Here is a 24240-nt window from a genome sequence, read left to right on the forward strand (position 1 = left end):
TACCTTCTGGAAATCACGGAGAAATAATGGGCCATTAGAGCGCGGGCAATGACCGGCGCTCTTCGTGTCCCTGCCTTTGCGGGAATATCCACCAGGAGCGGCATGTTTCCTTTTTTCGAGGATTTGATGCGGCGCCTGCTCCCTTCTCTCTTCTCGGCCCTGTTCGCCACCGCCATGCCCGCCAACGCCCGGACCGTTCAGGATGAGCAGTTCTGGCTGAACCTCACCGCCATGGGGCCGATATCCGGGAAACTCGTCTATTTTGCGGAGATTCAGCCGCGCATCGGGGACGGCATATCGCGGGCCGATCAGACCCTCCTGCGCGGCGCCCTGGGCTGGAAGCTCTCGTCCAGCGTCACCGTTTATCAGGGCTATGCCCATGTCGTGCTGCCGGTAAGGGACGGTCGTGACGTGAATGAGGAGCGCAGCTTCCAGCAGGCCAATTGGGCGATCGGCAAGCCCTGGGGCGGGGAACTTTCATCACGCACGCGGCTGGAACAGCGCTGGCGCTCCGACGGCGGAGACATGGGGTGGCGCCTGCGGGAGATGCTGCGTTACGAAAAGCCGCTGGGCAGGACGGCTGTCAACGCGCTCATCTATGGCGAGGGCTTTGTGGCGCTCAACAGCACGGACTGGGGCGCTAAGGGCGGGTTCGACCAGTTGCGCAGCTTTGCCGGGGCCGAGATTGGACTGGGCGGCGCATCGACGGCGGAGATCGGCTATCTCAACCAGTTGATCGACCAGCGAGGCGGCAACCGGCGCATCAATCACGTCGCGTCCGTCACGCTGTTCTTCCGCCGCTGACATCGTCACAGGCTCTGCACGCGCTCTGGCCAAGCCGCGGCGAAAGCGCTATCGGCGCCGCCATAGGTTTTGACGTGAAGGCATTATCATGGGTTTTCGTTGCGGTATCGTCGGGCTTCCCAATGTGGGCAAGTCCACCCTCTTCAATGCGCTGACGGAGACGCAGGCTGCGCAGGCCGCGAACTATCCCTTCTGCACGATCGAGCCCAATGTCGGTCAGGTCGCGGTACCCGACCAGCGCCTGCAGACCATCGCGAAGATTGGCGGTTCGGCCAAGATCATCGAGACGCAGCTCGCCTTCGTCGATATTGCCGGGCTGGTGCGCGGCGCGTCCAAGGGCGAAGGGCTGGGCAACCAGTTCCTGGCCAATATCCGCGAGGTGGACGCCATCGTCCATGTGCTGCGCTGCTTCGAGGATGACGACATCACCCATGTCGAGGGGAAGGTCGATCCCATCGCCGATGCCGATACGGTCGAGACCGAGTTGATGCTGTCTGATCTGGAGAGCCTGGAGAAGCGCGTCCCCAATTTCGCCAAGAAGGCTGCGCAGGGCGACAAGGAGGCAAAGGCGGCGGCTTCCGTGCTGGGCAAGGCGCTGGACCTGCTGCGGGACGGCAAGCCGGCGCGGCTGACCCAGCCGGCCGACGATGAGGAGGAGCGCATCTTTCGCCAGGCGCAACTGCTGACCGCCAAGCCCGTCCTCTATGTCTGCAATGTCGAGGAGGAGAGCGCGGCCGCAGGCAATGCCCATTCGGCGCGGGTGTTCGAGAAGGCTGCCGCCGAAGGCGCGAAGGCGGTGATCGTATCGGCCGCGATCGAAGCGGAACTCATCACCATGCCGGTGGAGGAGCGCGCTGAATATCTGGAGGCCCTGGGGCTGGAGGAAGCGGGCCTGGCGCGCATCATCCGCGCGGGTTACGAACTGCTGGGCCTCATCACCTTCTTCACCGTGGGCCCCAAGGAGGCACGCGCCTGGACTGTGGCCAAGGGATCGAAAGCGCCCCAGGCGGCCGGCGCGATCCATACCGATTTCGAAAAGGGATTCATCCGCGCCGAAACCATGGCCTATGCGGACTATGTCCAGTTCAACGGGGAGGCCGGGGCAAAGGAAGCGGGCAAGTGGCGCTCCGAAGGCAAGGAATATGTGACGCAGGATGGCGACATCATGCTGTTCCGCTTCAATGTCTGACGACTGATGCTGCGGCCGGGACAAATGCCCGCCAGGCGCAAGGCGGCCTTTCCGCCCAGCGTCGATGAAAGCACGCGGCTGCTGATACTGGGAAGCCTGCCGGGCGATGCGTCGATCAGGCAGGGCGAATATTATGCTCATCGTGGCAATGCCTTCTGGGCGCTGATGGGCGACGTATTGGGCGAGGATCTGCGCGGCCAGCCCTACGCCATGCGGCTGAAACGATTGAAGGCCCGGCGCGTGGGCCTGTGGGACGTGATCGAGAGCGCCGACCGGGAGGGAAGCCTGGACAGCGCGATCCGGGGCGCGGAACTGCGTGACCTGGCGGCTTTCATCGACAGGCTTCCAGCGCTGGAGGTGGTGGCGTTCAACGGCAGGACGGCGGCGCTGCACGGGCGACGGCAGATCGGGCTGCGGCCGGGGCTGGTGCTGATCGACCTTCCCTCCTCCAGCGGCGCCTTTGCCAGCATGTCGCGGGAAGCGAAGCGGAGCGCATGGATGGCGATGGTGCCGCATATTGGGGACGCATAGGGCGCTCGTCACTTTACCGTCATGGTCCGTCTGGTAAGGCGGGACATGTTTTCACGCCGTTCTTCGCTCGCCAGCCTCCTCATCCTCTCAACGCTGGCCGGCTGCACGCCGGCTCGCGAACGGCCGGTATCCGCCGCCGCGCAGGTCGAGCAACGGGAGCCAGTGACGATATTGGTGTCCATTGACGGCTTCAGGCCCGATTATCTGAAGCGGAGCGTGACGCCGCATCTGTCGGCTCTCGCAGCCGCCGGGGTCTCGGCAGCCATGCGGCCTTCCTTTCCGACCAAGACCTTTCCGAACCATTGGGCCATCGTGACCGGGGACCGGCCCGACCGCAGCGGCATCGTCGCCAACAAGATGGAGGATGCCTCGCGTCCCGGTGAAACCTTCACGATGGCTACGGACGATCCCTTCTGGTGGAACGAAGCCGAACCGATCTGGGTCACGGCCGAAAAGGCCGGCGTTCGGACAGGGACACTGTTCTGGCCTGGTTCCAATGTAGCGTGGGGCGGGACCGAAGCGACGGAATGGCCGCACAAGATCAGCGGCGGCACACGGCCCAGCGATTGGGCACAATTCAACCAGGCCATTTCCGGGACGCAGCGGGTGAATGGCGTTCTGGACCTGTTGCGGCGTCCCGCTGCGATCCGGCCACGCTTCCTCACGCTCTATTTCGACGCGGTAGATACTGCCGGGCATGCGGCTGGGCCAGATGCGGCGGAGACGACGCAGGCGGTGGCAGAGGTCGATGGCGAGATCGGCCAATTGGTGAACGGGTTGAGGACGCTGGGACAATCAGCCAATCTTCTCATCCTTTCCGATCATGGCATGGCGCAGAAATCGAGCGAAAGGGTCGTCGCGTTGGACAAGATTGCGAACCCGGCGGACTATCGCATCGTGGAAAGCGGACCTTATGCCAGCCTCAGCGCGCAACCGGGTCATGAAGCAGCGCTGGAAGCTGCACTGCTGAAGCCACAGCCGCATATGCAATGCTGGCGCAAGGGCGCGATGCCGACGCGCTTCCACTATGGAACGCATCGGCGCATTCCGCCCTATTTCTGCCTCGCCGAAACCGGTTGGACCATACAGCAAACTGCGCCGGCCAAGCCTTTCACCGGCGGGGATCATGGTTGGGACGACCGGGCGCCGGAGATGCAAGCGCTGTTCATCGCCAGCGGGCCCGCCTTCGACACGGCGTTCAGGATGCCCGCCGACTTCACCAATGTCGATGTCTATCCGGTTCTGGCGCGCCTGCTGGACATCTCAGTGCGTCCGAGTGACGGGGATCCGGCGGTTCTGGCCGGGCTCGTCAAGAATTGACGTTTTCGTAAACGGAAACTATCTGTACACCCGTTGCGGAAGGAAACGGGTATGAGTGAGATCGTCTATTTCGAAGATGTGAAGCTGGGCGACCGAAACGAGTTCGGGCCGGTCACCATCAGCCGGGAGGAGATCATTGCCTTCGCGCGCGAATTCGATCCCCAGCCCTTTCACCTGTCCGATGAAGCTGCGGCAGCAACCCACTTCGGCAGCCTCGCCTCCAGCGGCTGGCATACGACGGCCCTGTCGATGAAGATGATGGTGGCGATGTGGCAGCGCAATCCCGGCGTTCAGGCGGCCAGTCTGGGCGCGCTGGGCGTGGACGAGTTGCGCTGGTTACAGCCGGTTCGGCCAGGCGATACGCTGCGCGGCGTTTCGGAGGTGATCGATCTCAAGGCTTCGCGCAGCAGGCCGGAAATGGGAATAGTGAAGACCCACATCACCCTGTTCAACCAGCGCGACGAACCGGTTCTGTCGATGAAGCCCATTGCCATGTTCCGGACGCGATCGGGCTGATTCCGAATGATTGCCGCCGGGTCTGGATTGCCCGGCTCTCCCCACTCGCAGGTTTCGGATCGGCAGGAAACATCTTTTACCTAGCGCGGTTGGTTGGCGCGGGAGTCGGCGGCCATGATGCGGATAGAGGATGCCATCGCGCCGCTTAGCTGGATGATATGCAGGCCAGGCGGAAGGTCGAACCATACGATCTTGCGGATACCGGAACAGTCCGGACCATGGCCGTGGCCGACGGATGCGCGCACGGTCGTTCCGGTTGCGACATCCACCCATCCGGCGGCAGACAGGGCCACACCGATACGCGCGGCGTCCTTGACCGCCAGTGTAAACAGGCCGCCATAGCTTTTCGCAGCGGACTTGCCGGATCGAACGGCGAACTGAACCTGCGCGCCGGGGCGGAGCGTTGCAGTCACCGGCTTGCCGAGGATGATGCGCGGCGCTGTGGAAACCGTGGCTCCGGCCATGACGTCGCCGCTTTGCGGCCAGCTTGTCCATGGCTCGGCCAGGGGCAGCGGGTTGGCGCAGGTGTCTGGGGCAGCCTGCGCACTCAGAGGCAGGACCGTCAGGAGTAGGAGGAGTCGCTTCATTTCCGTTGTCCCTGGCCAAGCAATGCTTGAAACTTGCCTCAACCGGCGGCGGGCGCAAGGGGCGAGTGCCAGGGCAAGTCCTTCTGGAAGAATATCGGCACTATTTCCTGCCGAAGAGCTTTTCTATGTCGCCATGGCCGAGTTTCACCCAGGTCGGGCGGCCGTGATTGCATTGGCCGCTGCGTGGGGTGATCTCCATCTCGCGCAGCAGAGCGTTCATTTCGGTCACGCTCAGCATGCGGCCGGCGCGCACGGAGCCGTGACAGGCCATGGTCGCAGCGACCAGATCCAGCCTTTCCTTCAGGGCAAGGGCGCTGTCATACGCAGCCAGATCATCAGCGAGGTCGGACACCAGACCCTGCACATCCCCCTGCCCCAACATGGCAGGCGTGGCGCGGACCAGAATGGCCGCGGGACCGAACCGCTCCAACTCCAGCCCGAATTCCTTGAGCTCCTCGATCCGCGCCTCCAGCCGGTCGCATGCCGGCTCGTCCAGTTCGACCACTTCGGGCAGCAGCAGCGCCTGCGCGGCGACGCCCTGCCCCTCCATGGCGCGGCGCATCCGCTCCAGCGTGAGCCTTTCGTGCGCGGCATGCTGGTCAACGATGACGAGGCCATCTTCCGCCTCCGCGACGATATAGGTGCGGGCAACCTGTCCACGAGCGACGCCGAGAGGGAAACTCGCGCTTTCCGGCGCTGGCGCGGCGGCGGGTTCCGCACGTGCCTGGGGCGGCGGCGTCAGGAAAGTGGGGCGACGTTCCGCCACCGAATAGGTCGGCGTGGTCGTGCCGACCGCCTCGAAGATCGGCATCGCGCCGATGGGTGTGGGCGAGATCGGCTCCGGCTTCCACGCGGAGAGGGCGGCGGGGTCGGCATGCTGGACGGCGCGAAAGCCCTCCGCATCCAGTGCCCTGCGCAATCCGGACACGATCATACCCCGGATCAGCGCCGGGTCGCGAAAGCGCACTTCGGTTTTGGCGGGATGAACGTTGACGTCCACTTCCAGCGGCGGGACATCCAGGAAAAGCGCGACGACAGGATGCCGGTCCCGCGCCAGCATGTCGGCATAGGCACCCCTGACCGCCCCGACGAGCAGCCGGTCGCGCACCGGACGGCCATTCACGAACAGGAACTGATGATCGCCCACCCCGCGATTATAGGTCGGCAGCGAGGCCACGCCGGACAGGCGCACCCCCTCCCTTTCCAGCGAGACGATGACATGATTGTCGGCCAGCGCCCGGTCGGTGAGTGCGGCAACGCGATCCTCCCGCGCCTCGCCCCCCTGCACGCCCAGCACGCGCCGTCCGTCATGCTCCATGCTGAAGGCGACGGACGGATGCGCCATGGCAAGGCGGCGAACGACGTCGAGGCATGCGGCATATTCCGCCTTGGCCGAACGCAGGAACTTGCGGCGGGCGGGAACGCGGGCGAAAAGCTGCTCGACCGTGACGCGCGTGCCTGGAGGCAGCGCGGCAGGCCCTTCGTTCACAACAGCGCCATTGTCGACGGTGCGGTTCCAACCGTCCTGCCCCTGCGGACGGCTGTCGATGGAGAGACGGGCGACACTGGCGATGGAAGGCAAGGCTTCGCCCCGGAAACCGAGCGTCGCGACATTCTCGATCGCGTCGTCGGGCAATTTCGACGTCGCATGGCGCTCCAGCGCCAGCGCGATTTCGTCGGGAGCCATGCCGCAGCCGTCATCGCTTACCTCTATCCGGTCGAGCCCGCCGCTGGAGATGCGAATGGCGATCCGGCGCGATCCCGCATCCAACGCATTTTCCACGATTTCCTTGAGCGCGCTGGCAGGCCTTTCGACCACTTCGCCCGCGGCGATGCGATTGACCAGATGTTCGGGCAGACGGCGTATTGACATTGATTAGTGACTAGCCCAAGCGAGCGCTTTCCGCGAGACGCAAGCCCCATAAATTTTGGTCAACCAAAATCGACTGCGGGGCATGTGAATTGCGGGGCGAACTTTCCGACTGTCCCGGTTCGCTTCGCCGGGGCATGCGGGCTGCACAGGAACAGGCATGTCGATCTTCTCGCGTCTCTTCAAACTTTCCTCTCAGGACATGGCCATCGATCTCGGCACGGCGAACACCGTGGTCTATGTGCGGGGGCGCGGCATCGTGCTCAATGAACCCTCCGTCGTGGCGGTAGAGACGCTGAACGGCGTGAAGCGGGTCAAGGCCGTCGGTGACGACGCCAAGCTGATGATGGGCAAGACACCCGATTCGATCGAGGCGATCCGCCCCCTGCGCGACGGCGTGATTGCGGACATTGACGTGGCCGAGCAGATGATCAAGCATTTCATCACCAAGGTGCATGGCGGCAAGTCGCGGCCGTGGCGCTTCCCCGAGATCGTGATCTGCGTGCCGTCGGGATCGACCAGCGTCGAGCGCCGCGCGATTCGCGACGCGGCGAGCAATGCCGGCGCCAGCCAGGTGTTCCTGATCGAGGAACCTATGGCCGCCGCCATCGGTGCCGACATGCCCGTGACGGAACCCATTGGTTCGATGGTGGTCGACATTGGCGGCGGCACGACGGAAGTCGCCGTACTTTCTCTGCGCGGCCTGGCCTATACCACCTCCGTTCGCGTGGGCGGCGACAAGATGGACGAAGCGATCGTTTCCTTCGTTCGCCGCCACCATAATCTGCTCATCGGCGAGGCGACAGCCGAGCGGATCAAGAAGCAGTTCGGCGTCGCGCAACCACCCGAAGACGGTGTTGGCGAGACGATCCATATCAAGGGCCGTGACCTGGTGAACGGCGTGCCCAAGGAAATCTCGATCAATCAGGGACAGATCGCGGACGCGCTGGCCGAACCGATCAGCACCATCGTCGAAGGCGTCCGCATTGCGCTGGAAAATACCGCGCCGGAACTGGCTGCGGATATCGTCGACCAGGGCATCGTCCTGACCGGCGGGGGCGCGCTGCTCAAGGGGCTCGACGATGAACTGCGTGACGAAACCGGCCTGCCGGTCACTATCGCTGAAGATCCGCTGACCTGCGTCGCCATCGGCACTGGCCGGGCGATGGAGGACCCGATCTTCCGGGGCGTTCTCCAGACCGCTTGAAGGGGGCAGCATGGCGCGGCCACCCAGCCGACGCCCCGGGCATAACCGGAAGGCGCAATATAGCCTCTTCGCCTCCTATGTCGTGGCGATGACGGGCGCCGCCGTCGGCCTGCTTCTGGTGGTTGTCGCCATTTTCGATCCGACGGGCTTCGCCGCGATCCGCATCGCGACGGCGGAGGTCACTCGTCCGGCGTCGGTCACGCTCAAGAATATGGTGAGCGGCGTTTCATCAGTCGACGAGGTGCTGGCCAGCTACTGGCACGCGGGTTCCCAGAATGTGGCGCTGCGCCGGCAGGTCGAGAACGATCGCAACCGCATCATAGAAGCAAAGGCGGTGGCGCAGGAAAATCTGCGCCTGAAAAAGCTGCTGAAGCTGGTCGAGGATGATGGCAGCGAATTGCTGACGGCGCGGCTGATCGCCTCTTCCTCCACCAGCACGCGGCGGCTGGCGCGGCTCAACGCCGGACGCTGGCAGGGCGTTCGACCGGGAATGCCGGTGCGCGCGCCGGAGGGGCTGATCGGACGCATCCACACCACCACGCCCAATACGGCCGAAGTGCTGCTGCTGACGGATACAAGCAACATCGTGCCGGTGCGGCGGGCCAATGACAGCGTGCCCGCCATCTCGACGGGACTGGGCGACGGCACTTTGGAGATTCGCGCGCTGGCTGCGGGGCGTAACCCATTCAAGCCAGGTGACCTGCTCGTGACATCCGGGGTGGGCGGAGTTTATCAGCCCAACATTCCCGTGGCGGTAATCGTCCGCATCGCGGGGGAGATCGCTTATGGCGTGCCGCTCGCCAACCCGTCCAAGGTCGACGCGGTGGTGGTGGAGCGCTCCTTCGAGGAAGCCGTCACCCGGCCGGAGGGCGGGGAGCCATCTGCTCCGGTCGTGCCGGAGGCCACGCAGAACGCAGCCGCCCCATGATCGATCCCCATTTGCAGCATGTGCCGCGCCTTGGCCGTCATCCTTCGCGTTTTCGGCTGGCGGGTACCCCGGTGATCACGGTCATGCTGGGATCGCTGGCGACGGCTTTGCCGGTGATCGCGCAATCGCCCGTCATGCCTCCTTTCGGTCTGCTGCTGCTGCTTTCCTGGCGGTTGTTGCGCCCCGAATTGTGGCGCACCTGGATCGGCGTCCCGCTCGGCCTGTTCGACGATATCGCCAGCGGCCAACCCATCGGTTCGGCCATGTGCCTGTGGACCATAATGCTGATCGGCATCGACGCCATCGAACATCGCATGGTCTGGCGCAGCTATCGGCAGGACTGGTTAATCGCGGCCATCGCCATTATCTTCTGCATCGCCGGCGGCGTCTTCTTCGCGCGGATCACCGGCGGAGGAGACATCAAACTGCTGCTGGTCGCACCGCAAATGGTCTGGACTGTCCTGCTCTTTCCCTTCGTCGTTCGGCAATGCGCCCGGATCGACCGCTGGCGCGTGATGGCATGAAGCTGCCTTTTCTCAAGAAGAAGACCGTTACCGAAGCCTCCCTGTCCTTCACCTTCACGCGCCGGGCGATGGTGGTGGGCGGTTTGCAGGGGGCGATCGGCGCGCTGCTTGTGGGACGGATGGGCTGGATAAGCGTTGCGGAGAATGAGAAATACAACCTCCTGTCGGAAAGCAATCGCGTCAACCTGACGCTGATCCCTCCCCGGCGCGGGTGGATCATCGATCGCAATGGACGCCCCCTCGCCAATAACCGCACCGACTTTCGCGTCGACCTGATCCCGGAACGGGTGACAGATGCGGAGAATACGATCCGCAGCCTGGCCCATCTGCTGGCGCTGGGCGATGATGAGGTTGAGCGGATCAAGGAGGAACTCGACAAATCGGCGGGGTTTCGCCCGGTCCAGGTGGCGGAAAAGCTGAGCTACGACCAATTCGCGGCGGTCAGCGTTCGGCTGCCCGACCTGCCCGGCGTGTCGCCAAGCCAGGGCTTTTCCCGCAATTATCCGGCGGGCGCGACCGTGGGGCATCTGCTCGGCTATGTCGGCGCGGCGTCGGCCAAGGAATATGAAGAGCGCAAGAACCCGCTGTTGATCACGCCGGGTTTCAAGGTCGGCAAGGACGGGCTAGAGCGCGCATTCGACAGCGAATTGACGGGCAAGCCGGGCGCCAAGCGCGTGGAGGTAACGGCGCGGGGCAAGATCGTGCGGGAACTGACCACCCGGCCCGACACGCCCGGCAATGCGATCAAGCTCACCATCGATGCGGGCCTTCAGGAATATGCCGGGCGCCGGCTGGCGACGCAAAGCGGTTCCGTGGTGGTGATCGACTGCCATAATGGCGACGTGCTGGCGATGGCGTCGATGCCGAGTTTCGATCCGAACAGCTTTTCGGACGGCATCAGCCATCTGGAATGGGACATGCTGTCAAAGGATGACCATGTCCCGCTCCGCAACAAGACGCTGCAGGGGCTTTACCCGCCAGGATCGACGGTCAAGCCGATGGTGGCGCTCGCGTTGCTGGAGGCGGGGATTTCACCCATGGACACAGTGAACTGCCCCGGTGCGATCCGGGTCGGCAACACGCTGTTCCACTGCCATAAGCGTCGCGGGCACGGTTCGCTCAACATGCGCGGGGCGATCGCGCAAAGCTGCGATATCTATTTCTACCAGATGGCGCAGCGGATCGGCATGGACCGGATCGCTAGCATGGCGCGGCGCGTCGGCATGGGGCAGAAGTTCGACCTTCCCTTCCCCAGCCAGAGTTTCGGCACGGTCCCCGATCCTGCGTGGAAGCTCAAAAAATATAATCAGAAATGGCAGGTGTACGACACGGTCAACGCCACCATCGGTCAGGGCTACATGCTCATCAATCCGTTGCAGATGGCGGTGATGGCCGCGCGATTGGCGACGGGCCGGCAATTGATGCCCAACTTCATCTTCGGCGCGCACCGACCCGCGCCAGCCCCTGTGGGCGTGAATGAGGAACATCTGGTGACCATCCGCGACGCGATGAGCGCGGTGGTGAACGGCGGCGGAACGGGCGGCGCGGCCCGCATCCCCCTGCCCGGCGTGATGATGGCAGGCAAGACCGGAACGGCGCAGGTCCGCCGCATCACCATGGCTGAACGCGGCGGCGGCGTGCGCAGCAACGCCTCGCTGCCCTTCAAGCTGCGCGACCACGCGCTGTTCCAGGGCTTCGCTCCGTTCGACAATCCACGCTATGCCATCGCCTGCATCATCGAGCATGGCGGACACATCAACCGGATCGAGGACGCGCCCATGATCGCGGCGGACACCATGACCTTCCTCTTTGACCCCGCAAAGGCGATGGAGAAGCTGGAAACCATAGAGAAGGATTGGGGCGGTCCGCCGGCCGAACGGATGGCCCGGCAGATGGCGGCCTACAAGCTGGCGAAAGCGATCGAGAAGGGGCAGCCCCCCCCCGCCGAAGCAGCCAATGCAATGAACGCAGCCGAGGGCAACGGCGCGGCAACTGCGTCTCCCCGCCCCCCGGCTTCAACGGCGGCGCCGGCAGCCGACGCGGATGACGTTCCTCCTCCGGCAGACAGCGCGCCATGAGCATCGTACCTGAGCCCCTGACCCAATTCCCGTGGCGAGTGCTGGGCATATTGCTCGCGATCGCCGGCTTTGGGACATTGGTGCTCTACAGCGCCGCCGGCGGCAGCATCACCCCTTGGGCGATCAATCAGGGTGTTCGTTTCGTCATCTTTTCAGGCATGGCGCTGGTGTTGAGCCGGATATCCATGGAAACCTTCGCCCGCCTTGCCTTTCCCGCCTATGGCACCGTTCTGGTCTTCCTGTTCCTCGTCGAACTGATCGGAGGAGTCGCGGGGGGAAGCCAGAGATGGATCAACCTGGGCTTCATGCAACTCCAGCCCTCCGAATTCATGAAGCCGATCATCGTGCTGGCGGTCGCGCGTTTCTATGCGCTGCTTCCAGTGGGCGAGATAAGGCGCTGGAATGCCATCTGGCCCGCGCTGGTGTTGATCGGCCTGCCCTGGTCGCTGGTGCTGATTCAACCCGACCTCGGCACCGCGACCATGATCGCCGCGGGCGGGGTCACCGTGATGTTCCTTGCAGGATTGCCTCTGCGCCTTTTCGTGGGATCGGGACTGACGCTGGCGGCCGTCGTGCCCATAGCCTTCAGTTTCCTGCACGATTACCAGAAGAACCGCGTCCTCATCTTTCTTGACCCCGAAAGCGATCCGCTGGGTGCAGGCTATCATATCAGCCAGTCGAAGATCGCCATCGGGTCGGGCGGGATATTCGGCAAGGGCTTCCTGAAAGGTACGCAAAGCCATCTGGACTATCTGCCCGAAGGGCACACCGATTTCGTCTTCGCCACCATGGCGGAGGAATGGGGAATGCTGGGCGGGGTGCTGCTCATAGGCGCGTTCATGCTGCTGTTCCGCTGGGGCATAGGCGTGTCGCTGCGCGCGCAGGACCGATATGCGCGGCTGGTGGCGGCCGGGCTGACCACGACGATCTTCTTCTACGTTGCGATCAACCTGATGATGGTGATGGGCCTCGCGCCGGTGGTGGGCATTCCCCTGCCGTTCATGTCCTATGGCGGGTCATCGATGCTGACAGTCATGCTGTGCGTCGGCATCATCATGGCGATCGACCGGTCGGGTAAGCGCCCTCATCGTCCGGGAAGCTGGAGCTGAAAGCCAGCCCTCCCGCAAAAATATGCCGAAGGACACGATTTCCTGTTTGCAAAGTCCCATGCGGCTGCTACCAGCCCGGCCACGCCAAAGCGACGGCCCGTCCGGGACTAGCTGAAAGCGGATGTGGACGCATAGCTCAGTTGGTAGAGCAGCTGACTCTTAATCAGCGGGTCCTAGGTTCGAGCCCTAGTGCGTCCACCAAATTCCCGACGATCAAGGCTTAGGCCGAACGCGGGCATGGACGCATAGCTCAGTTGGTAGAGCAGCTGACTCTTAATCAGCGGGTCCTAGGTTCGAGCCCTAGTGCGTCCACCAGACCTCCTTGCCACAACTTGATTTCCACGCCCTACCACGGCCCGATTTGGCGCGCCGCGTTAAATCGCGGCGCAGGTTGCTCGCTCCAGTCAAGTATTCACGATAAAGCAAAGCAACCGATTGATCGATCCCGTTCAATCTGACTGAAAACCGCTTCAGACTGGCAATGCTGTGGTGAACTTGGTCATGGACAGCGCGAAATGGGAAGCTGCGCCCGCGACCGATGGATGTCCCAACAGGGTCATCATCAGGAAGCGATTATAGTCCGCGACGTCCGCCACGACGACGCGTATCAAATAATCCCATTCGCCAGACATCGAAAAACATTCGACGATTTCCGGCCGGCTCTCAACGAACTGCTCGAACGCGCGGCGCGCATCCTGCGCGTGGCTGCGCATGCGGATGTGGCAAAGGACATTAACGCCACGGCCGATCTTTTCAGGATCCACAAGCCTGACGGTAGCGGCGAAGACACCCGCAATCTCCAGCGCCTTGATCCGGCGCCAGCAGGAAGCGCTGGAGGCCCCAACCCGTTCCGCCAGGTCGGAATGGCTAAGGGTGGCGTCCTCCTGCAGCGCCGCGATAATCTTGCGGTCGATCGCATCGATTTGTCGGTCCTGTTTCATGAGAGGGAGGATAATCACCGCAGCGGTTTCATCCAAGAGCGTAGATGCGTCGCAGATGATCTTGCGAGTTGCCCAGAATGCGAATCTGCTTTCTTTTTCGGCCAACCGGGCTATTCTGTCGGCAGGCCGCATCATGCACGGTTGGACAGCGACATGATCGACCTTTCATCGAAATCACACGAACAGGGCCAGGACGGAAAGAAGGCCTCCGTCGCGCCTCAGCATGATCCTGTGCACGGGGAAAGCATCAACGGCGAGGCAAGGCCCTCCCGCTGGCATTTTCCGCACGAGCGGATGGAAGCCGGGATCCAGCGCATTTCGCGATGGGCCGGCCCTTTGGCACTGCTTGCTACTCTGCTTCTGCTGGGGTGGTGGACAATAGCTTGAAACTGCCGCTGATTCGGGTTTGGCGATGCGCTGAGCGCCTCCGGCTGCAAGGCACGGCATCGCCCTGCATTTCGGGTCGTCGCAAATCTGGGGCAGAGCATCCTTCAGGACCAACGGATCATCGGAAAAGCGGGTCCGCGCACCTAAAGCCCGATTGTCAGCCCAAAACATTTATGCCCTGCTGCTGCGCAACATAAATCAAAACACTGCGGATGTCTGATGGTTAACACGCTGCCGCACGGCGGTGCACGGTTTGACGTCAGGACATAAAAAAGGGTTGCAGATGTCGAAAATTGATCTGGCGATCAAAGGTATCCCCAGTCGCCAGCCCGCCACGGCCGCAGGTCAGCGGAATGCGCGGCTCTGGCTTTGTTTGTTGCTGCTGGTTGCCGACATGGCTGCGCTTGCAACGGGCTTCGCCCTTGGCCTGCGCGCGGCAGGGCTGCAATGGCTGGCCAACGGGCAGTGGCAACCGCTGGCGGGCGGCATGATCGTTTATGCCGTCCTGGCTTTTCACAACCAAGCATATAACCCCCATTGCCTGATGCGCATGACCCAATCATGCCGCAGCGCAACAATGGCCTTGGCTGGCACTTTGCTGATCTTCCTGCTCGTCGTGTTCTCGCTCAAGGCGACCGGCCATCTGTCGCGGCTTGGCGTTTCGGCAGGGATATTGTGCAGCGGAAGCCTGCTGGTGCTGCAACGGTTCATGATCGTGCAAATGGTCCGCCGCAATTTTGCGGACGGACTGTTCGCCCAACTTCTGATCATCGACGACGGCACCATTCCGGACGACGTCAGCGGCATGGTGATCGTCGATGCATCAGCCGTCGGACTGAAGGCCGATCTGGACGATCCATATATGCTGCACCGCCTGGGCACCCTGCTCCGCGATTATGATCGCGCGGTGATATCCTGCCCCGCCGACCGCAAGGCGGATTGGGCGCAGATGCTGAAGGGCGGCAACATATTGGGCGAGATCATCGTGCCGGAACTGGACCCGATGGCTCCGCTTGCCGTTCAATCCTATGGCGGCAGCCCGACGCTCGTTGTGTCGCGCGGTCCGCTGAACCTTGCCAACCGCGCGAAGAAGCGTCTGCTGGACATCGCATTGACGGTCCCGGTGCTCATCCTGATCGCGCCGCTGATGGCGGTGGTCGCGATCCTTATCAAACTGGATTCGCCTGGCCCCATTTTCTTCAAGCAGGAACGGATCGGGCGCGGCAACATGCTGTTCCACATACTCAAGTTCCGGAGCATGAAGGTGGAGCAGTGCGACGGCGCTGGCGCAACCTCCACGCAGCGGGATGATAATCGCATCACGCGTGTAGGGGCATTCATCCGCAAGACCAGCATCGATGAACTGCCGCAGCTCATCAACGTCCTGCTGGGCGAGATGAGCCTGGTGGGGCCACGCCCCCACGCCTTGGGATCAACGGCAGAGGAGCAACTGTTCTGGCAGGTAGACCGGCAATATTGGCACCGCCATGCGCTGAAGCCGGGAATTACCGGGCTGGCGCAGATCCGCGGCTTTCGCGGCGCTACTGAAACGCGCCGCGACATATTGAACAGGGTCGAGGCCGACCTGGAATATCTGCACGGCTGGAGCCTGATGCGCGATATTGCGATCCTGTTCGGTACGCTCAACGTGCTGGTTCACAAAAACGCCTATTAGGATGTGATACAGTTCAGCACCCTGACATCGATGGCGAATCGAGGAAGCGCCAACACGCAGATCGGCGGAAAAGGTTCCTCTGAAAAATCGAGATTTGCGACGAACTGCTCATAAAATCGGTTCGTCGCAAATTATCTTATCCCAGATCAGGATTTCGAACCTGATTCGCCTCCATATGCGACGAACTGATGGCCAAGCCGCCCTCGTCCGAACTATTTGTTAACCGCAAAATCGGATATTAACGTCATCACCAATGGGCGGCGGAATATCGACGTGGCGGAAGAATTTGCAGCAGTTGCAGCGGCACCCTCTTTGATCGAAACGGCGGAGGTACGCCGCGAGATTCCGGTGCATGCCGGCAGCACGACTTTCGTCGATCGCGCCGAGAGCGGCGTGCAACTGCTATCGCGCTGGGCCGGCATACTGACCTTTGTCGGTGCTTTATCGGCAATTGCCTGGCTGATCTTCTGACCGGATTCATCCGGCTCAAGCTTTCTCCCAGATTAACAGCAGCAGGGCGCGCCGGGACTGGTCCCGACGCGCCTTCTTTGCGATGAACCGAGCCGTTGTTTTGACGCGACAAGCTGTTTTTCCGGCAGTGGTTTTACGCAAAAATACTTCTAGCATGCCCTGATTGCTGCAATGCAATAAGGGTCGATTGGTTTTGGACAAATATAATAATCCGCGATTGCGGGGCCGGAATTTTGCGCCCAGCGATCGACAGAATTCATGGTCGCGCACCTGTTTTGCGGCAGCCATAAGTGGTGCCGCAATGCTCACGGCCTCGCCTGCAGTTTCGCGTGCACAGGAAAATGACAACACAACCGAGCCAAAGCGCATTGAAAATGCAGCGGAGGAAAAAAGAATAAGTGATTACGGCCTACACCTTACGGCTGGCCTGGATCTACTTTATGACGACAATATCTATCGCGTGAACGATAACATCGGAAAGCCCACCGCCGATCTGATCGTCACGCCCTCTCTGGAGGCGGCCTATGGCATGCCGATCGGACGACACGACATCCTCCTGCGCGGCAAGATCGGATATGACCGTTTCATTTCCGAAGAGCAGCGGAGCAAGCTGCGTCTGGATACGGAGGCAAAGGCCAATATCCGCTTCGGCGCTACCTGCCTGATCACCCCAAGGGCCGCCTATCGCCAGCAGCGCGCCGATTATGGCGACATCAATGCGGTGACGGAAAATCTTCAGAAATTCTCCACGATCGGTGCGGATTTCACGTGCGAGCGGCCAGGACTTTTCCCGGTGGCAAGCTATGAGCATGACACGACCCGCAACGCCGCAGAGTTCGACTATGCCGACCAGACCAGCGATACGTTCCGGGGCGGTGTCGGCTATGCCATGCCCAGTTTTGGTACGCTGACCGCCTATTATGAGCGAGTGAACAGCAAGCGCAACGCGCTGGGCATCGAAAATCGCATCAACAGCTATGGCTTGAGATTCCAGCGCGCGGTGACGCCGATCACGCAGATCGACGCGGATGTCCGCTGGCTCGACGTCAGCAGCGATAGCGCGGCCGTGGGCAGCTATGACGGTCTGGGGTGGAAAGTCAGCCTTTCTACACAGGCCATTCCCCGCCTGAAGCTGACGGCGACGACGGAGCGTGCAATCATAAACGACAGCCTGATCGCCGCCGGCTTCACCATTGACAGCAGTTATCGCATCCAGGGCGAATTTTCGATCTCCGAACTGACGTCGGGCGGTCTGTACGCGGAATGGGACCGCAGAAAGTTCCGGCAGGATGCTGCACTTCGTCCCTATTCAATCACGGCCGATCGTAATCGTCGTTTTGGCGGCCTGTTGAGGAGGAAACTTTCCGATCGCTTCGATCTTACGCTGGATGCCCAGCATTATACTCGCAGAACAGACACCAGTGTCTCGAACTATAGCGGCACGCAAATAACATTGAGCGCTGCTCTGCATTTCTAGAACACCAATATATTGGGAGCATGAGCTGTGAAAGCCGATACTCTCGTTAAATCCATACTAATCCCGCTGATCATTGCGGGTCCGATGACGGCGATTGCCCAGACCGCTGCCGAAAACACGGCGGCGTCTGCGGTTGGCTCGGGCTATCAACTCGGTCCGAACGACGAACTGAAGATTTCCGTCTTCGGCCAGCCGGATCTGTCGACGACCACCCGGATCAAGGAGGATGGCACCGTCCTTCTCGCGCTCATCGGCCCGGTGCCGGCAAGGGGCAAGACTACCTCGCAACTGGCGCAGGATATTGCGGCCGGCTATGCCAGCGGCGGCTATCTGACCAAGCCGTCCGTCAGCGTCGATGTCAGCACTTATGTGAGCCGGTTCGTCACGGTGCTCGGCAATGTGCCGCAGGCGGGCAATTACCCGCTTGACCGGGATTACACGGTAGCATCGATGCTCGCCAAGGCGGGAGGATCGACCAAGGACGGCGCCAATGCCGTGATCCTGACGCCCGCCGACGGCAGCGGGCCAGTGCGCATTTCGCTGGCCGACATGGGCGCAGGCGCGATGCGGCCGCTGAAGGCCGGCGACACGCTCTTCGTGCCGCCTGCGGAAAAAATCTATGTCTATGGCCAGGTCCAGCAGCCCGGAGCCTTTTCCTACGTGCCGGGGCAAAGTTTCCGGCAGGCATTGGCGCTCGCCGGCGGACCGACACTGGCAGGTTCCACGAAAAGGATAAAAGTCCGGCGGGAGGGGAAGGAAATACAGGCCAAGCTGGATGATCCGGTGAAGCCTGAGGACGTCCTCATCATCCGGGAGAAGCTGTTTTGACGACCCTCGATCAAGGCTTCGCACAAACACGGCCTGGCCAGAAATCCGGCATTTTCGATCGTTTCCTGTCGCTCGCCCGAAGTGGGGAAAGGCGCAACGAACGCACCATCCCCGACGACGTGCCGCTGCACCTGGACGTACCGGCATTGCCAGGCTTCCGACATGACACGCTGGAAGCGCAATTGGAGGAACCGACCCACAGGCCTCTTTCCATGAGCGCGATGGCTGCGCCCATCAAACCCATCAGTCTGCGCCGCGACAGCATCTATGCCGCGTTCAACACCGCCATGCCCGTGACGGACCGCCATGGGCTGGCGGGGCGCAACAGCGAACTGGAAAAGCTGGTCGAGGCGATCGTCGTGCAACGCAAGCATGCCGTGATCTTCGGCACGCGCGGTTCGGGCAAGACCTCGCTCGCCCGCGTGTTCGGCGATCTGGCGGATGAAGCCGGATGCGTCGCGCTTTACGCCTCAGCCAATGGAGAAGCGGATTTCGACTCTCTCTTCCGTCCCTTCCTGACCGAATTGCCGATGAGCGGCGCGGGACAGGAACGGGCACGCAGGATGATGGGCGAGCCGCTGGACGTGTCGCGCCTTTCCGCCCTGTTGGTGGAGGAAGTGCGCGAACGTTCCATCCTTATCATCGACGAATATGACCGGGTGCAGTCCGAAACGGCCAAGCAGGATGTCGCGACGCTGCTGAAGCTGCTGACCGACATCCATTCTCCCGTCCAGGTCGTGCTGGTCGGCATCGCCAGCGACATAGAGGGGCTGATCGCTGCCCATCCCTCGCTCCGCCGCCACCTGGTGCCGCAGCGGGTTGCGCCAATCCCCAAGCCGGAGCTGGAACGGCTGCTGCTGTCCTGCGCAGGCAATGCCCGGCTTTCCATCGACGAGGATGCACTCGACGCTCTGGCGAGCGCCGCGATGGGGTCACCCTATCATGCACGGCTCTTCGGAATGTCCGCAGCCCTGGTGACGGAGGCAGCGGGGCGCGAGCGGATGCTGCTTTCCGACGTCGAACAGGGGCTGGTTTCCGCCCTGGAAGATTGGGAGGAAATGAGCAGACAGACCCACGCGCTATTCCGGCGCATCCTGTGGGAAGCCGGTTCGGCCCGCCGGATGATCGCTCTTGCGGCGGTGGTCGCATCGCAAATGTCCGCCATCAGCTATGAGCGGCTCGTGAAGCTCGGCCATGAGGTGCTGGGCGGCGGGCCGGTCAATGAAAGCCAGGCCCGCGATGCCATGATCCGGCTCCAACCCGCCCTGGTGGCGACGCCCAATGGCGAGCTTTGGATGTTCGAAGACACGCTGGCGCCGCAATTCCTGCTGCTGATGGCGAAACAGCCGGTGCAGAGCGCACCGCCCGTGCAATCGCCCGCGGAGGAAATGCGCGCACTGCTCAAGGGAGTGGATGGGCTATGACCATGAACCCGATGGACTTGCTGGCGGCGCTTCAGGCGCGCTGGCGCACGGCGGCGATGATCGGGGGCATATTGTTCCTGCTCGTCGCGATCGCCGCCTTTCTGCAACCGCGCCAATATATGGGAACAGCGTCGCTGTTGCTGGACCTTTCGCAAACCGATCCGACCGACACCAATACGGTGCAGGGTCCAAAGCCGGATACGGATGCCATCCTGGGTACGCAGACGGACATCATCCGCAGCGGCAAGGTGATGAATGCCGTGGCGCGCGAAGCGGGCTTCGTCGATGCGATGCCGACTGACATGCCCGCAGATGCACGGGTGCAGGCGGCGGCCGACCTGGTCGCGAAGAAAATGACCATCACCACCGGCCGGCAGAGCAACGTGCTCCAGATCCAGTATCTGGACGCCGATCCGCAGGTCGCCGCCAAGGTCGCGAACCTGATCGCCAAGATATACATGCGCGAACAGGTGGAACTGCGCGCCTCTCCCGCACGCGGATCGGCCCGATGGTTCGACGAGCAAACGGAAGAAGTGCGCCGTCGCTATGAAATCGCGCAAAAGAAGCTGTCCGATTTCCAGCGGGCGCACGACATCATCGGCATCAACCGCATGGACCTTGAGGCCGAGAAGCTCAAGAACATGTCCTACCAGCTTACCCAGGCGCAGGCGGAAGCGGCCGCAGCCCGGTCCAAGGCTGGCGCGGGCAGCGTATCGGACATCGAAGGATCGCTGATCGTCCAGAATTTGCAGGAGCAGGTCGCGGAGCAATCCGCCAAGGTGTCCGAGCTGCAAAAAACGCTGGGGCCCAACCACCCGACCATGGCGGCGGCGGCGGCACAATTGTCCGAGCTTCAGTCAAAGCTGGCCGCAGCCCGCGCCAGCCAGGCTGGCGCGGTCAACGCCAACAGCGTGGCAGCCAGTCGGCGGGAGGGCGACCTCAAGTCCAACATGGCTGGCCAGGAGGACCGCATGATCCGCATGTCGGACGTGCAGGACCAGCTCATGGTGCTCCAGCGGGACGTCGACGCGGCCCGGCAGACTTATGATACGGTGCGCCAGCGCTTCAATGAAGCGGTGCTCAAGAGCCAGATCTCGCAGCCCAATGCCAGTCCGCTGGACGAGGCGACAGTGCCGCTGCTGCCTGCCAAGCCTAATGTCATCCTGTGGCTGATCGGCGGGATCGCGCTTGGCCTCATCGGCGGCGTGGCTGCCGTGATCATGATGGAAATCATTCATCCCCGCGTTCGCTCTGCCGGCGGCGTGACCCGCGCGACCGAGGTCGAAGTCATCACCGAATTGGTGCCAGTCACTGCGCGCCAGGCCAAATTCTTCAAGCAACAGGAGGCCGCATGAGACTGCGTTCCACGGCGGGCGCCCCGCATCAACTGGCGTCGGGCGGTCCGGCAGGCAGCGGTTCCACGCTCCGTCCCCGTGCCCGGGACAGCCATAATTTCGCCCGGCTGGCGGTAGAGCATGGGTTCCTCGCAGAGACCGAGGTACATCAGGTTGAGGCCCATGCCCGGTCGCAGGGCTTGGCGTTGCATGACGCGGCGGTGGACCTGGGGCTGCTTAATCCGGACGACGCCGGCATGCTCGCGGCCTTGCAGGGCGGCTTCGCCCTGCTGTCGGAGAACGACCAGCGGGTCGATCCGCTGGTCGTCGCGGCCTTCGATCCCGCCGATCCCTATGCCGCCAAGGTACGGACGGTCCGCGCAAAGATCCGCGCCGTCGCCAAGGAAGGTGATCCCGCCGCGCTCCGGCTGGCCGTGCTGGCCATAGATGCCGGCGACGAAGCGGCCATCATGGCGGCGAACCTTGCCGTCGTGCTGGCCCAGATGGACGGGCAGACGATGTTGATCGACGTCGACATGGGTCGGCCTTCGCTCGACCGGCTGTTCCGCATCGCCAACAAGGCCGGATTGGCCGAACAGTTGATGGGCAGCGCCGCATTGCTGCCGGCGGCCAAAACAGCGGTAGAGGGCCTCTGGCTGATGACTGCGGGCCGCGCGTCGGGCAGCGCGGCGAGCCTGGTGACGCGCGGCCCCCTGGCGGAAACGGCCAATGGCTGGGGCCTGCGCGATACGTCGATGCTGTTCTACCTTGCCGAGCGCAAGGGCGATCAGACCCCCTATGGCAGCATCTTGGCGGGATTTGACGCTGTCGTCATCGTTGCGCGGCGGGGCGATACCGCCATCGCCGACATGCGCCGGGTCATCGACGATCTTGACCGTCATAGCGTACCGATCGCCGGAACGGTGATCGCATGAGTGCCGACCAGGCGCTGGCGCATCGCCAGTCCCTTCCCTCCCCCGGCATTGGTCCCGGCATAGGAGCTGGGGCCCCCGTCGCCCATGTCGGCGGATTGCCCGTGTCCACCCTGTCGCTGGATGCGCTGATCGCCAAGATGCTGGTGGAAGCGCCCTTGCGCAAAGGTCTGGAGCAATCGCCCCTTCTGGTGTTCGACGCCAATGGTCAGGGCCTGTCGATGAACGCCACCGATCCCGATTTTCGGGCGAACTTGGCGCAGGCGGACCTGATCCACGCTGACGGACAGATCGTCGTTGCGGCTTCCCGCTGGTTCGGCGGGCCGCCTATCGCGGATCGTTCGAGCACGACGGACATGTTCATCGACAGCCTGAAACCGGCGGCGGAGGCCCAGGTCAGCTATTACCTCCTGGGCGGCGAAGAGACGGTGAACGCAGCCTGCGCGAAGGAAATCCTCAGACTGGCGCCGAGCCTTCGCCTCGCCGGGCGACGCAATGGCTTCTGGAAAGCCGAAGAGGAAGATGCGGTAATCGACGCGATCAACGCGGTTGCGCCCGACGTCCTTTGGGTCGGCACCGGCAAGCCGCGCGAGCAGGCATTTTGCGTGCGCAATCGCGAGCGGATCAAGGCGGGCTGGATCATCACTTGCGGGGGCCTGTTCAACTACATCACCGGCGACTATCCGCGCGCGCCGATCTGGATGCAGAAGGCCGGTTTCGAATGGCTGCACCGCATGGCAACGCGGCCAAGGGAACTGGCCTGGCGCTATATCACGACGAATCCGCACGCTCTCTGGTTGATCTGGAAACATCGCCATGGCTGAAGCCCGGGCGGCTGAAAATATTGCGACAGGGCGCGTCCAGCGCCTGGGCAGCCTGTTCGGCCGCTTCGGTCTGGCCAGCCTGTCGTCCGCGATCGTCTCGGTCAGTCACCTGCTGATCCAGCTCTTTTCCATCCATCATCTTGAGACGGCGGCCATCGGCACGCTGGCCTTCCTGCTGGTGATCATCCAGTTCGGCTATGGCTTGTCCAATGCACTGGTGTCGACGCCCTACACCATCGTGGTGAACCAGGGAGACGATGTCGATGCGCGGAGCTTCGACTTTTTCTTCCCGGTCAACCTGATGCTGGCGGCCAGCCAGGGGCTGATCTGCGCAGCGATCGCATGGGCGACAGCCTCCCCGTCGGCAGCCCTGCTGTTCGGCCTTGCGGGCATGCTTTCGCTGATCCGCTGGTTCGGGCGTTCCAATGCCTATGCGCATCACACGCCCGCACGGGCCGCGCGATCGGATCTCGCCTATGCGGGGACGATCCTCGCCGGACTGCTGATTGCGATGCGAACCGGCGCGGACATGTCGGCCATTGGCGGCATGCTGGTGGCGGCCAGCCTCATCGGCCTTCTCCCCTTCGGCCTTGCCTATCTGCGGCGACATTTCGCCATGGCGCCCGGCCACGCTCTGGGCGCCTATCGCCCGGTATGGAAGGAGCAGTCGGCCTGGACGCTGGTCGGGGTGCTCTCGACGGAGGCGACCTCCAATTCGCACAGCTATATCGTGACGCTGCTTGCCGGGCCGACGGCCTTTGCGCCGATCGCCGTGGGCATGCTGTTCTTCCGGCCTGTCAACGTCTGCATCACCGCCCTCACCCAATTGGAGCGTCCCCGCCTGACCCGCGCCGTGGCGCGCGGCGATCACGGCGCGGCGATCAGGTCGGAACGGGTCTTCATGGCGGCATTGGTCCTGCTGTGGCTGGCGACCTGCGCGGTGGCGGCCATCGCCCTCTATGCCTTTCCCGGCCTGATCCTGAAACCGACGCTGGATCACCGGCTCGTGATGATCGCCGTGGGCCTGTGCGCGCTCCTGTCCCTCGTTCAATGCGTGCAGACGCCGATGAGCGTGATGACCCAGGCACGCAAGGCGTTCCGCCCGCTCGCCGCGCAAAGCATGCGCAGTTGCGGTGTCGGGCTGATCGCCGTGACGCTGATCGTGCTGGGCACCGCACCGGTCTTCTCGATCGGCGGCGTCGTGCTGTCGCAGCTTGTGATGATGCTCGGCATCTGGCGGCTCGACCGAAAATGGCGGCGTGATCAGCAGGGAGCTGGCTGATC

Annotated in this window: 23 protein-coding genes and 2 tRNA genes; 21 read left to right on the forward strand and 4 right to left on the reverse strand. The window is 62.9% G+C overall.

Annotated elements, in window-relative coordinates:
• Positions 1-126 precede the first annotated feature (126 nt).
• The 5 genes from MRBLSP13_RS12175 (at position 127) to MRBLSP13_RS12195 (ending at position 4360) form a co-directional block, all read left to right on the forward strand.
• A complete protein-coding gene (locus tag MRBLSP13_RS12175) occupies positions 127-804 on the forward strand; it encodes a DUF2490 domain-containing protein (protein WP_363735372.1) in 678 nt (225 codons plus the stop codon).
• 88 nt (positions 805-892) lie between these two features.
• Positions 893-1993, forward strand: a complete 1101-nt coding sequence (ychF, locus tag MRBLSP13_RS12180; protein ID WP_363734714.1) for a redox-regulated ATPase YchF — start codon at positions 893-895, stop codon at positions 1991-1993.
• Between the two features lie 6 nt (positions 1994-1999).
• The gene (locus MRBLSP13_RS12185; RefSeq protein WP_363754711.1) at positions 2000-2524 is read left to right on the forward strand and encodes a DNA-deoxyinosine glycosylase; all 525 of its coding nucleotides are present in this window, start codon (positions 2000-2002) and stop codon (positions 2522-2524) included.
• 45 nt (positions 2525-2569) lie between these two features.
• A complete protein-coding gene (locus tag MRBLSP13_RS12190; RefSeq protein WP_363734710.1) occupies positions 2570-3844 on the forward strand; it encodes an ectonucleotide pyrophosphatase/phosphodiesterase in 1275 nt (424 codons plus the stop codon).
• A 51-nt stretch (positions 3845-3895) separates the two neighbouring features.
• Positions 3896-4360 carry a MaoC family dehydratase gene (locus MRBLSP13_RS12195; protein WP_363734708.1) on the forward strand — a complete coding sequence of 155 codons (465 nt, stop codon included), beginning with the start codon at positions 3896-3898 and terminating at the stop codon, positions 4358-4360.
• Between the two features lie 80 nt (positions 4361-4440).
• Here the strand turns inward: MRBLSP13_RS12195 and MRBLSP13_RS12200 are convergent, their stop codons facing one another.
• Complete coding sequence (locus MRBLSP13_RS12200; RefSeq protein WP_363734706.1) at positions 4441-4947, reverse strand: hypothetical protein; 507 nt, start codon at positions 4945-4947, stop codon at positions 4441-4443.
• 100 nt (positions 4948-5047) lie between these two features.
• Complete coding sequence (gene mutL, locus MRBLSP13_RS12205) at positions 5048-6820, reverse strand: DNA mismatch repair endonuclease MutL (RefSeq protein ID WP_363734704.1); 1773 nt, start codon at positions 6818-6820, stop codon at positions 5048-5050.
• 157 nt (positions 6821-6977) lie between these two features.
• Between mutL and MRBLSP13_RS12210 the strand changes: the two genes are divergently transcribed.
• The 7 genes from MRBLSP13_RS12210 (at position 6978) to MRBLSP13_RS12240 (ending at position 12978) form a co-directional block, all read left to right on the forward strand.
• On the forward strand, positions 6978-8024 hold the full coding sequence (locus MRBLSP13_RS12210; protein ID WP_007685698.1) for a rod shape-determining protein: 1047 nt from the start codon (positions 6978-6980) through the stop codon (positions 8022-8024).
• 10 nt (positions 8025-8034) lie between these two features.
• Positions 8035-8952, forward strand: coding sequence for a rod shape-determining protein MreC (gene mreC, locus MRBLSP13_RS12215; protein WP_363734700.1), 918 nt, complete (start codon positions 8035-8037; stop codon positions 8950-8952).
• On the forward strand, positions 8949-9476 hold the full coding sequence (gene mreD, locus MRBLSP13_RS12220; RefSeq protein WP_133652103.1) for a rod shape-determining protein MreD: 528 nt from the start codon (positions 8949-8951) through the stop codon (positions 9474-9476). The genes mreC and mreD overlap by 4 nt, the downstream gene beginning before the upstream one ends.
• A complete protein-coding gene (mrdA, locus tag MRBLSP13_RS12225) occupies positions 9473-11554 on the forward strand; it encodes a penicillin-binding protein 2 (RefSeq protein ID WP_363754713.1) in 2082 nt (693 codons plus the stop codon). The genes mreD and mrdA overlap by 4 nt, the downstream gene beginning before the upstream one ends.
• Positions 11551-12663 carry a rod shape-determining protein RodA gene (rodA, locus tag MRBLSP13_RS12230; protein WP_363734697.1) on the forward strand — a complete coding sequence of 371 codons (1113 nt, stop codon included), beginning with the start codon at positions 11551-11553 and terminating at the stop codon, positions 12661-12663. The genes mrdA and rodA overlap by 4 nt, the downstream gene beginning before the upstream one ends.
• A 125-nt stretch (positions 12664-12788) precedes the next feature.
• Positions 12789-12864, forward strand: a tRNA-Lys gene (locus tag MRBLSP13_RS12235).
• Between the two features lie 38 nt (positions 12865-12902).
• A tRNA-Lys gene (locus tag MRBLSP13_RS12240) sits at positions 12903-12978 on the forward strand.
• A 155-nt stretch (positions 12979-13133) separates the two neighbouring features.
• Here the strand turns inward: MRBLSP13_RS12240 and MRBLSP13_RS12245 are convergent.
• The gene (locus tag MRBLSP13_RS12245) at positions 13134-13604 is read right to left on the reverse strand and encodes an Lrp/AsnC family transcriptional regulator (protein WP_133652386.1); all 471 of its coding nucleotides are present in this window, start codon (positions 13602-13604) and stop codon (positions 13134-13136) included.
• A gap of 670 nt (positions 13605-14274) precedes the next feature.
• Between MRBLSP13_RS12245 and MRBLSP13_RS12250 the strand changes: the two genes are divergently transcribed.
• The gene (locus MRBLSP13_RS12250) at positions 14275-15666 is read left to right on the forward strand and encodes a sugar transferase (protein ID WP_363734696.1); all 1392 of its coding nucleotides are present in this window, start codon (positions 14275-14277) and stop codon (positions 15664-15666) included.
• 216 nt (positions 15667-15882) lie between these two features.
• Positions 15883-16137 (forward strand): hypothetical protein, encoded by a 255-nt coding sequence (locus MRBLSP13_RS12255; protein WP_363754715.1) that lies wholly within the window; start codon positions 15883-15885, stop codon positions 16135-16137.
• Positions 16138-16152: 15 nt separating this feature from the next.
• On the opposite strand, the gene MRBLSP13_RS12260 is transcribed toward MRBLSP13_RS12255, so the two are convergent.
• On the reverse strand, positions 16153-16446 hold the full coding sequence (locus tag MRBLSP13_RS12260; RefSeq protein WP_363734693.1) for a hypothetical protein: 294 nt from the start codon (positions 16444-16446) through the stop codon (positions 16153-16155).
• On the opposite strand from MRBLSP13_RS12260, the gene MRBLSP13_RS12265 reads away from it, so the two are divergent.
• The 7 genes from MRBLSP13_RS12265 to MRBLSP13_RS12295 are packed head-to-tail and all read left to right on the forward strand — an operon-like array spanning position 16439 to position 24238.
• Positions 16439-17614: a hypothetical protein gene (locus MRBLSP13_RS12265; RefSeq protein WP_414714710.1), complete on the forward strand. Its 1176-nt coding sequence runs from the start codon at positions 16439-16441 to the stop codon at positions 17612-17614. The two genes, MRBLSP13_RS12260 and MRBLSP13_RS12265, sit on opposite strands and share 8 nt — an antisense overlap.
• Positions 17615-17641: 27 nt before the next feature.
• Positions 17642-18442, forward strand: coding sequence for a polysaccharide biosynthesis/export family protein (locus MRBLSP13_RS12270; protein WP_363734690.1), 801 nt, complete (start codon positions 17642-17644; stop codon positions 18440-18442).
• Positions 18439-19866 carry an ATP-binding protein gene (locus MRBLSP13_RS12275; RefSeq protein ID WP_363734688.1) on the forward strand — a complete coding sequence of 476 codons (1428 nt, stop codon included), beginning with the start codon at positions 18439-18441 and terminating at the stop codon, positions 19864-19866. Before MRBLSP13_RS12270 ends, MRBLSP13_RS12275 begins: the two co-directional genes overlap by 4 nt.
• Before the next feature lie 2 nt (positions 19867-19868).
• Positions 19869-21221 (forward strand): GNVR domain-containing protein, encoded by a 1353-nt coding sequence (locus MRBLSP13_RS12280; protein WP_363734686.1) that lies wholly within the window; start codon positions 19869-19871, stop codon positions 21219-21221.
• Positions 21218-22135, forward strand: coding sequence for a capsular biosynthesis protein (locus MRBLSP13_RS12285; RefSeq protein WP_363734684.1), 918 nt, complete (start codon positions 21218-21220; stop codon positions 22133-22135). Before MRBLSP13_RS12280 ends, MRBLSP13_RS12285 begins: the two co-directional genes overlap by 4 nt.
• Positions 22132-22956, forward strand: a complete 825-nt coding sequence (locus tag MRBLSP13_RS12290; RefSeq protein WP_363754717.1) for a WecB/TagA/CpsF family glycosyltransferase — start codon at positions 22132-22134, stop codon at positions 22954-22956. The genes MRBLSP13_RS12285 and MRBLSP13_RS12290 overlap by 4 nt, the downstream gene beginning before the upstream one ends.
• The gene (locus MRBLSP13_RS12295; protein WP_363734681.1) at positions 22949-24238 is read left to right on the forward strand and encodes a polysaccharide biosynthesis protein; all 1290 of its coding nucleotides are present in this window, start codon (positions 22949-22951) and stop codon (positions 24236-24238) included. The genes MRBLSP13_RS12290 and MRBLSP13_RS12295 overlap by 8 nt, the downstream gene beginning before the upstream one ends.
• The last annotated feature ends 2 nt before the right edge of the window (positions 24239-24240 follow it).

The sequence above is a fragment of the Sphingobium sp. LSP13-1-1.1 genome, from assembly GCF_040676415.1.
Classification (GTDB): domain Bacteria; phylum Pseudomonadota; class Alphaproteobacteria; order Sphingomonadales; family Sphingomonadaceae; genus Sphingobium.

Bases quoted from the DNA above. Each gene is read 5' to 3' on its own strand.
- MRBLSP13_RS12265 (WP_414714710.1), top strand. From the start codon at position 16,439: ATGCTCACGGCCTCGCCTGCAGTTTCGCGTGCACAGGAAAATGACAAC.
- MRBLSP13_RS12210 (WP_007685698.1), top strand. From the start codon at position 6,978: ATGTCGATCTTCTCGCGTCTCTTCAAACTTTCCTCTCAGGACATGGCC.
- MRBLSP13_RS12285 (WP_363734684.1), top strand. From the start codon at position 21,218: ATGAGACTGCGTTCCACGGCGGGCGCCCCGCATCAACTGGCGTCGGGC.
- mutL (WP_363734704.1), bottom strand. From the start codon at position 6,820: ATGTCAATACGCCGTCTGCCCGAACATCTGGTCAATCGCATCGCCGCG.
- ychF (WP_363734714.1), top strand. From the start codon at position 893: ATGGGTTTTCGTTGCGGTATCGTCGGGCTTCCCAATGTGGGCAAGTCC.
- rodA (WP_363734697.1), top strand. From the start codon at position 11,551: ATGAGCATCGTACCTGAGCCCCTGACCCAATTCCCGTGGCGAGTGCTG.
- MRBLSP13_RS12185 (WP_363754711.1), top strand. From the start codon at position 2,000: ATGCTGCGGCCGGGACAAATGCCCGCCAGGCGCAAGGCGGCCTTTCCG.
- MRBLSP13_RS12175 (WP_363735372.1), top strand. From the start codon at position 127: ATGCGGCGCCTGCTCCCTTCTCTCTTCTCGGCCCTGTTCGCCACCGCC.
- MRBLSP13_RS12245 (WP_133652386.1), bottom strand. From the start codon at position 13,604: ATGAAACAGGACCGACAAATCGATGCGATCGACCGCAAGATTATCGCG.
- MRBLSP13_RS12295 (WP_363734681.1), top strand. From the start codon at position 22,949: ATGGCTGAAGCCCGGGCGGCTGAAAATATTGCGACAGGGCGCGTCCAG.
- MRBLSP13_RS12290 (WP_363754717.1), top strand. From the start codon at position 22,132: ATGAGTGCCGACCAGGCGCTGGCGCATCGCCAGTCCCTTCCCTCCCCC.
- MRBLSP13_RS12250 (WP_363734696.1), top strand. From the start codon at position 14,275: ATGTCGAAAATTGATCTGGCGATCAAAGGTATCCCCAGTCGCCAGCCC.
- MRBLSP13_RS12190 (WP_363734710.1), top strand. From the start codon at position 2,570: ATGTTTTCACGCCGTTCTTCGCTCGCCAGCCTCCTCATCCTCTCAACG.
- MRBLSP13_RS12280 (WP_363734686.1), top strand. From the start codon at position 19,869: ATGAACCCGATGGACTTGCTGGCGGCGCTTCAGGCGCGCTGGCGCACG.
- mrdA (WP_363754713.1), top strand. From the start codon at position 9,473: ATGAAGCTGCCTTTTCTCAAGAAGAAGACCGTTACCGAAGCCTCCCTG.
- mreC (WP_363734700.1), top strand. From the start codon at position 8,035: ATGGCGCGGCCACCCAGCCGACGCCCCGGGCATAACCGGAAGGCGCAA.
- MRBLSP13_RS12195 (WP_363734708.1), top strand. From the start codon at position 3,896: ATGAGTGAGATCGTCTATTTCGAAGATGTGAAGCTGGGCGACCGAAAC.
- mreD (WP_133652103.1), top strand. From the start codon at position 8,949: ATGATCGATCCCCATTTGCAGCATGTGCCGCGCCTTGGCCGTCATCCT.
- MRBLSP13_RS12200 (WP_363734706.1), bottom strand. From the start codon at position 4,947: ATGAAGCGACTCCTCCTACTCCTGACGGTCCTGCCTCTGAGTGCGCAG.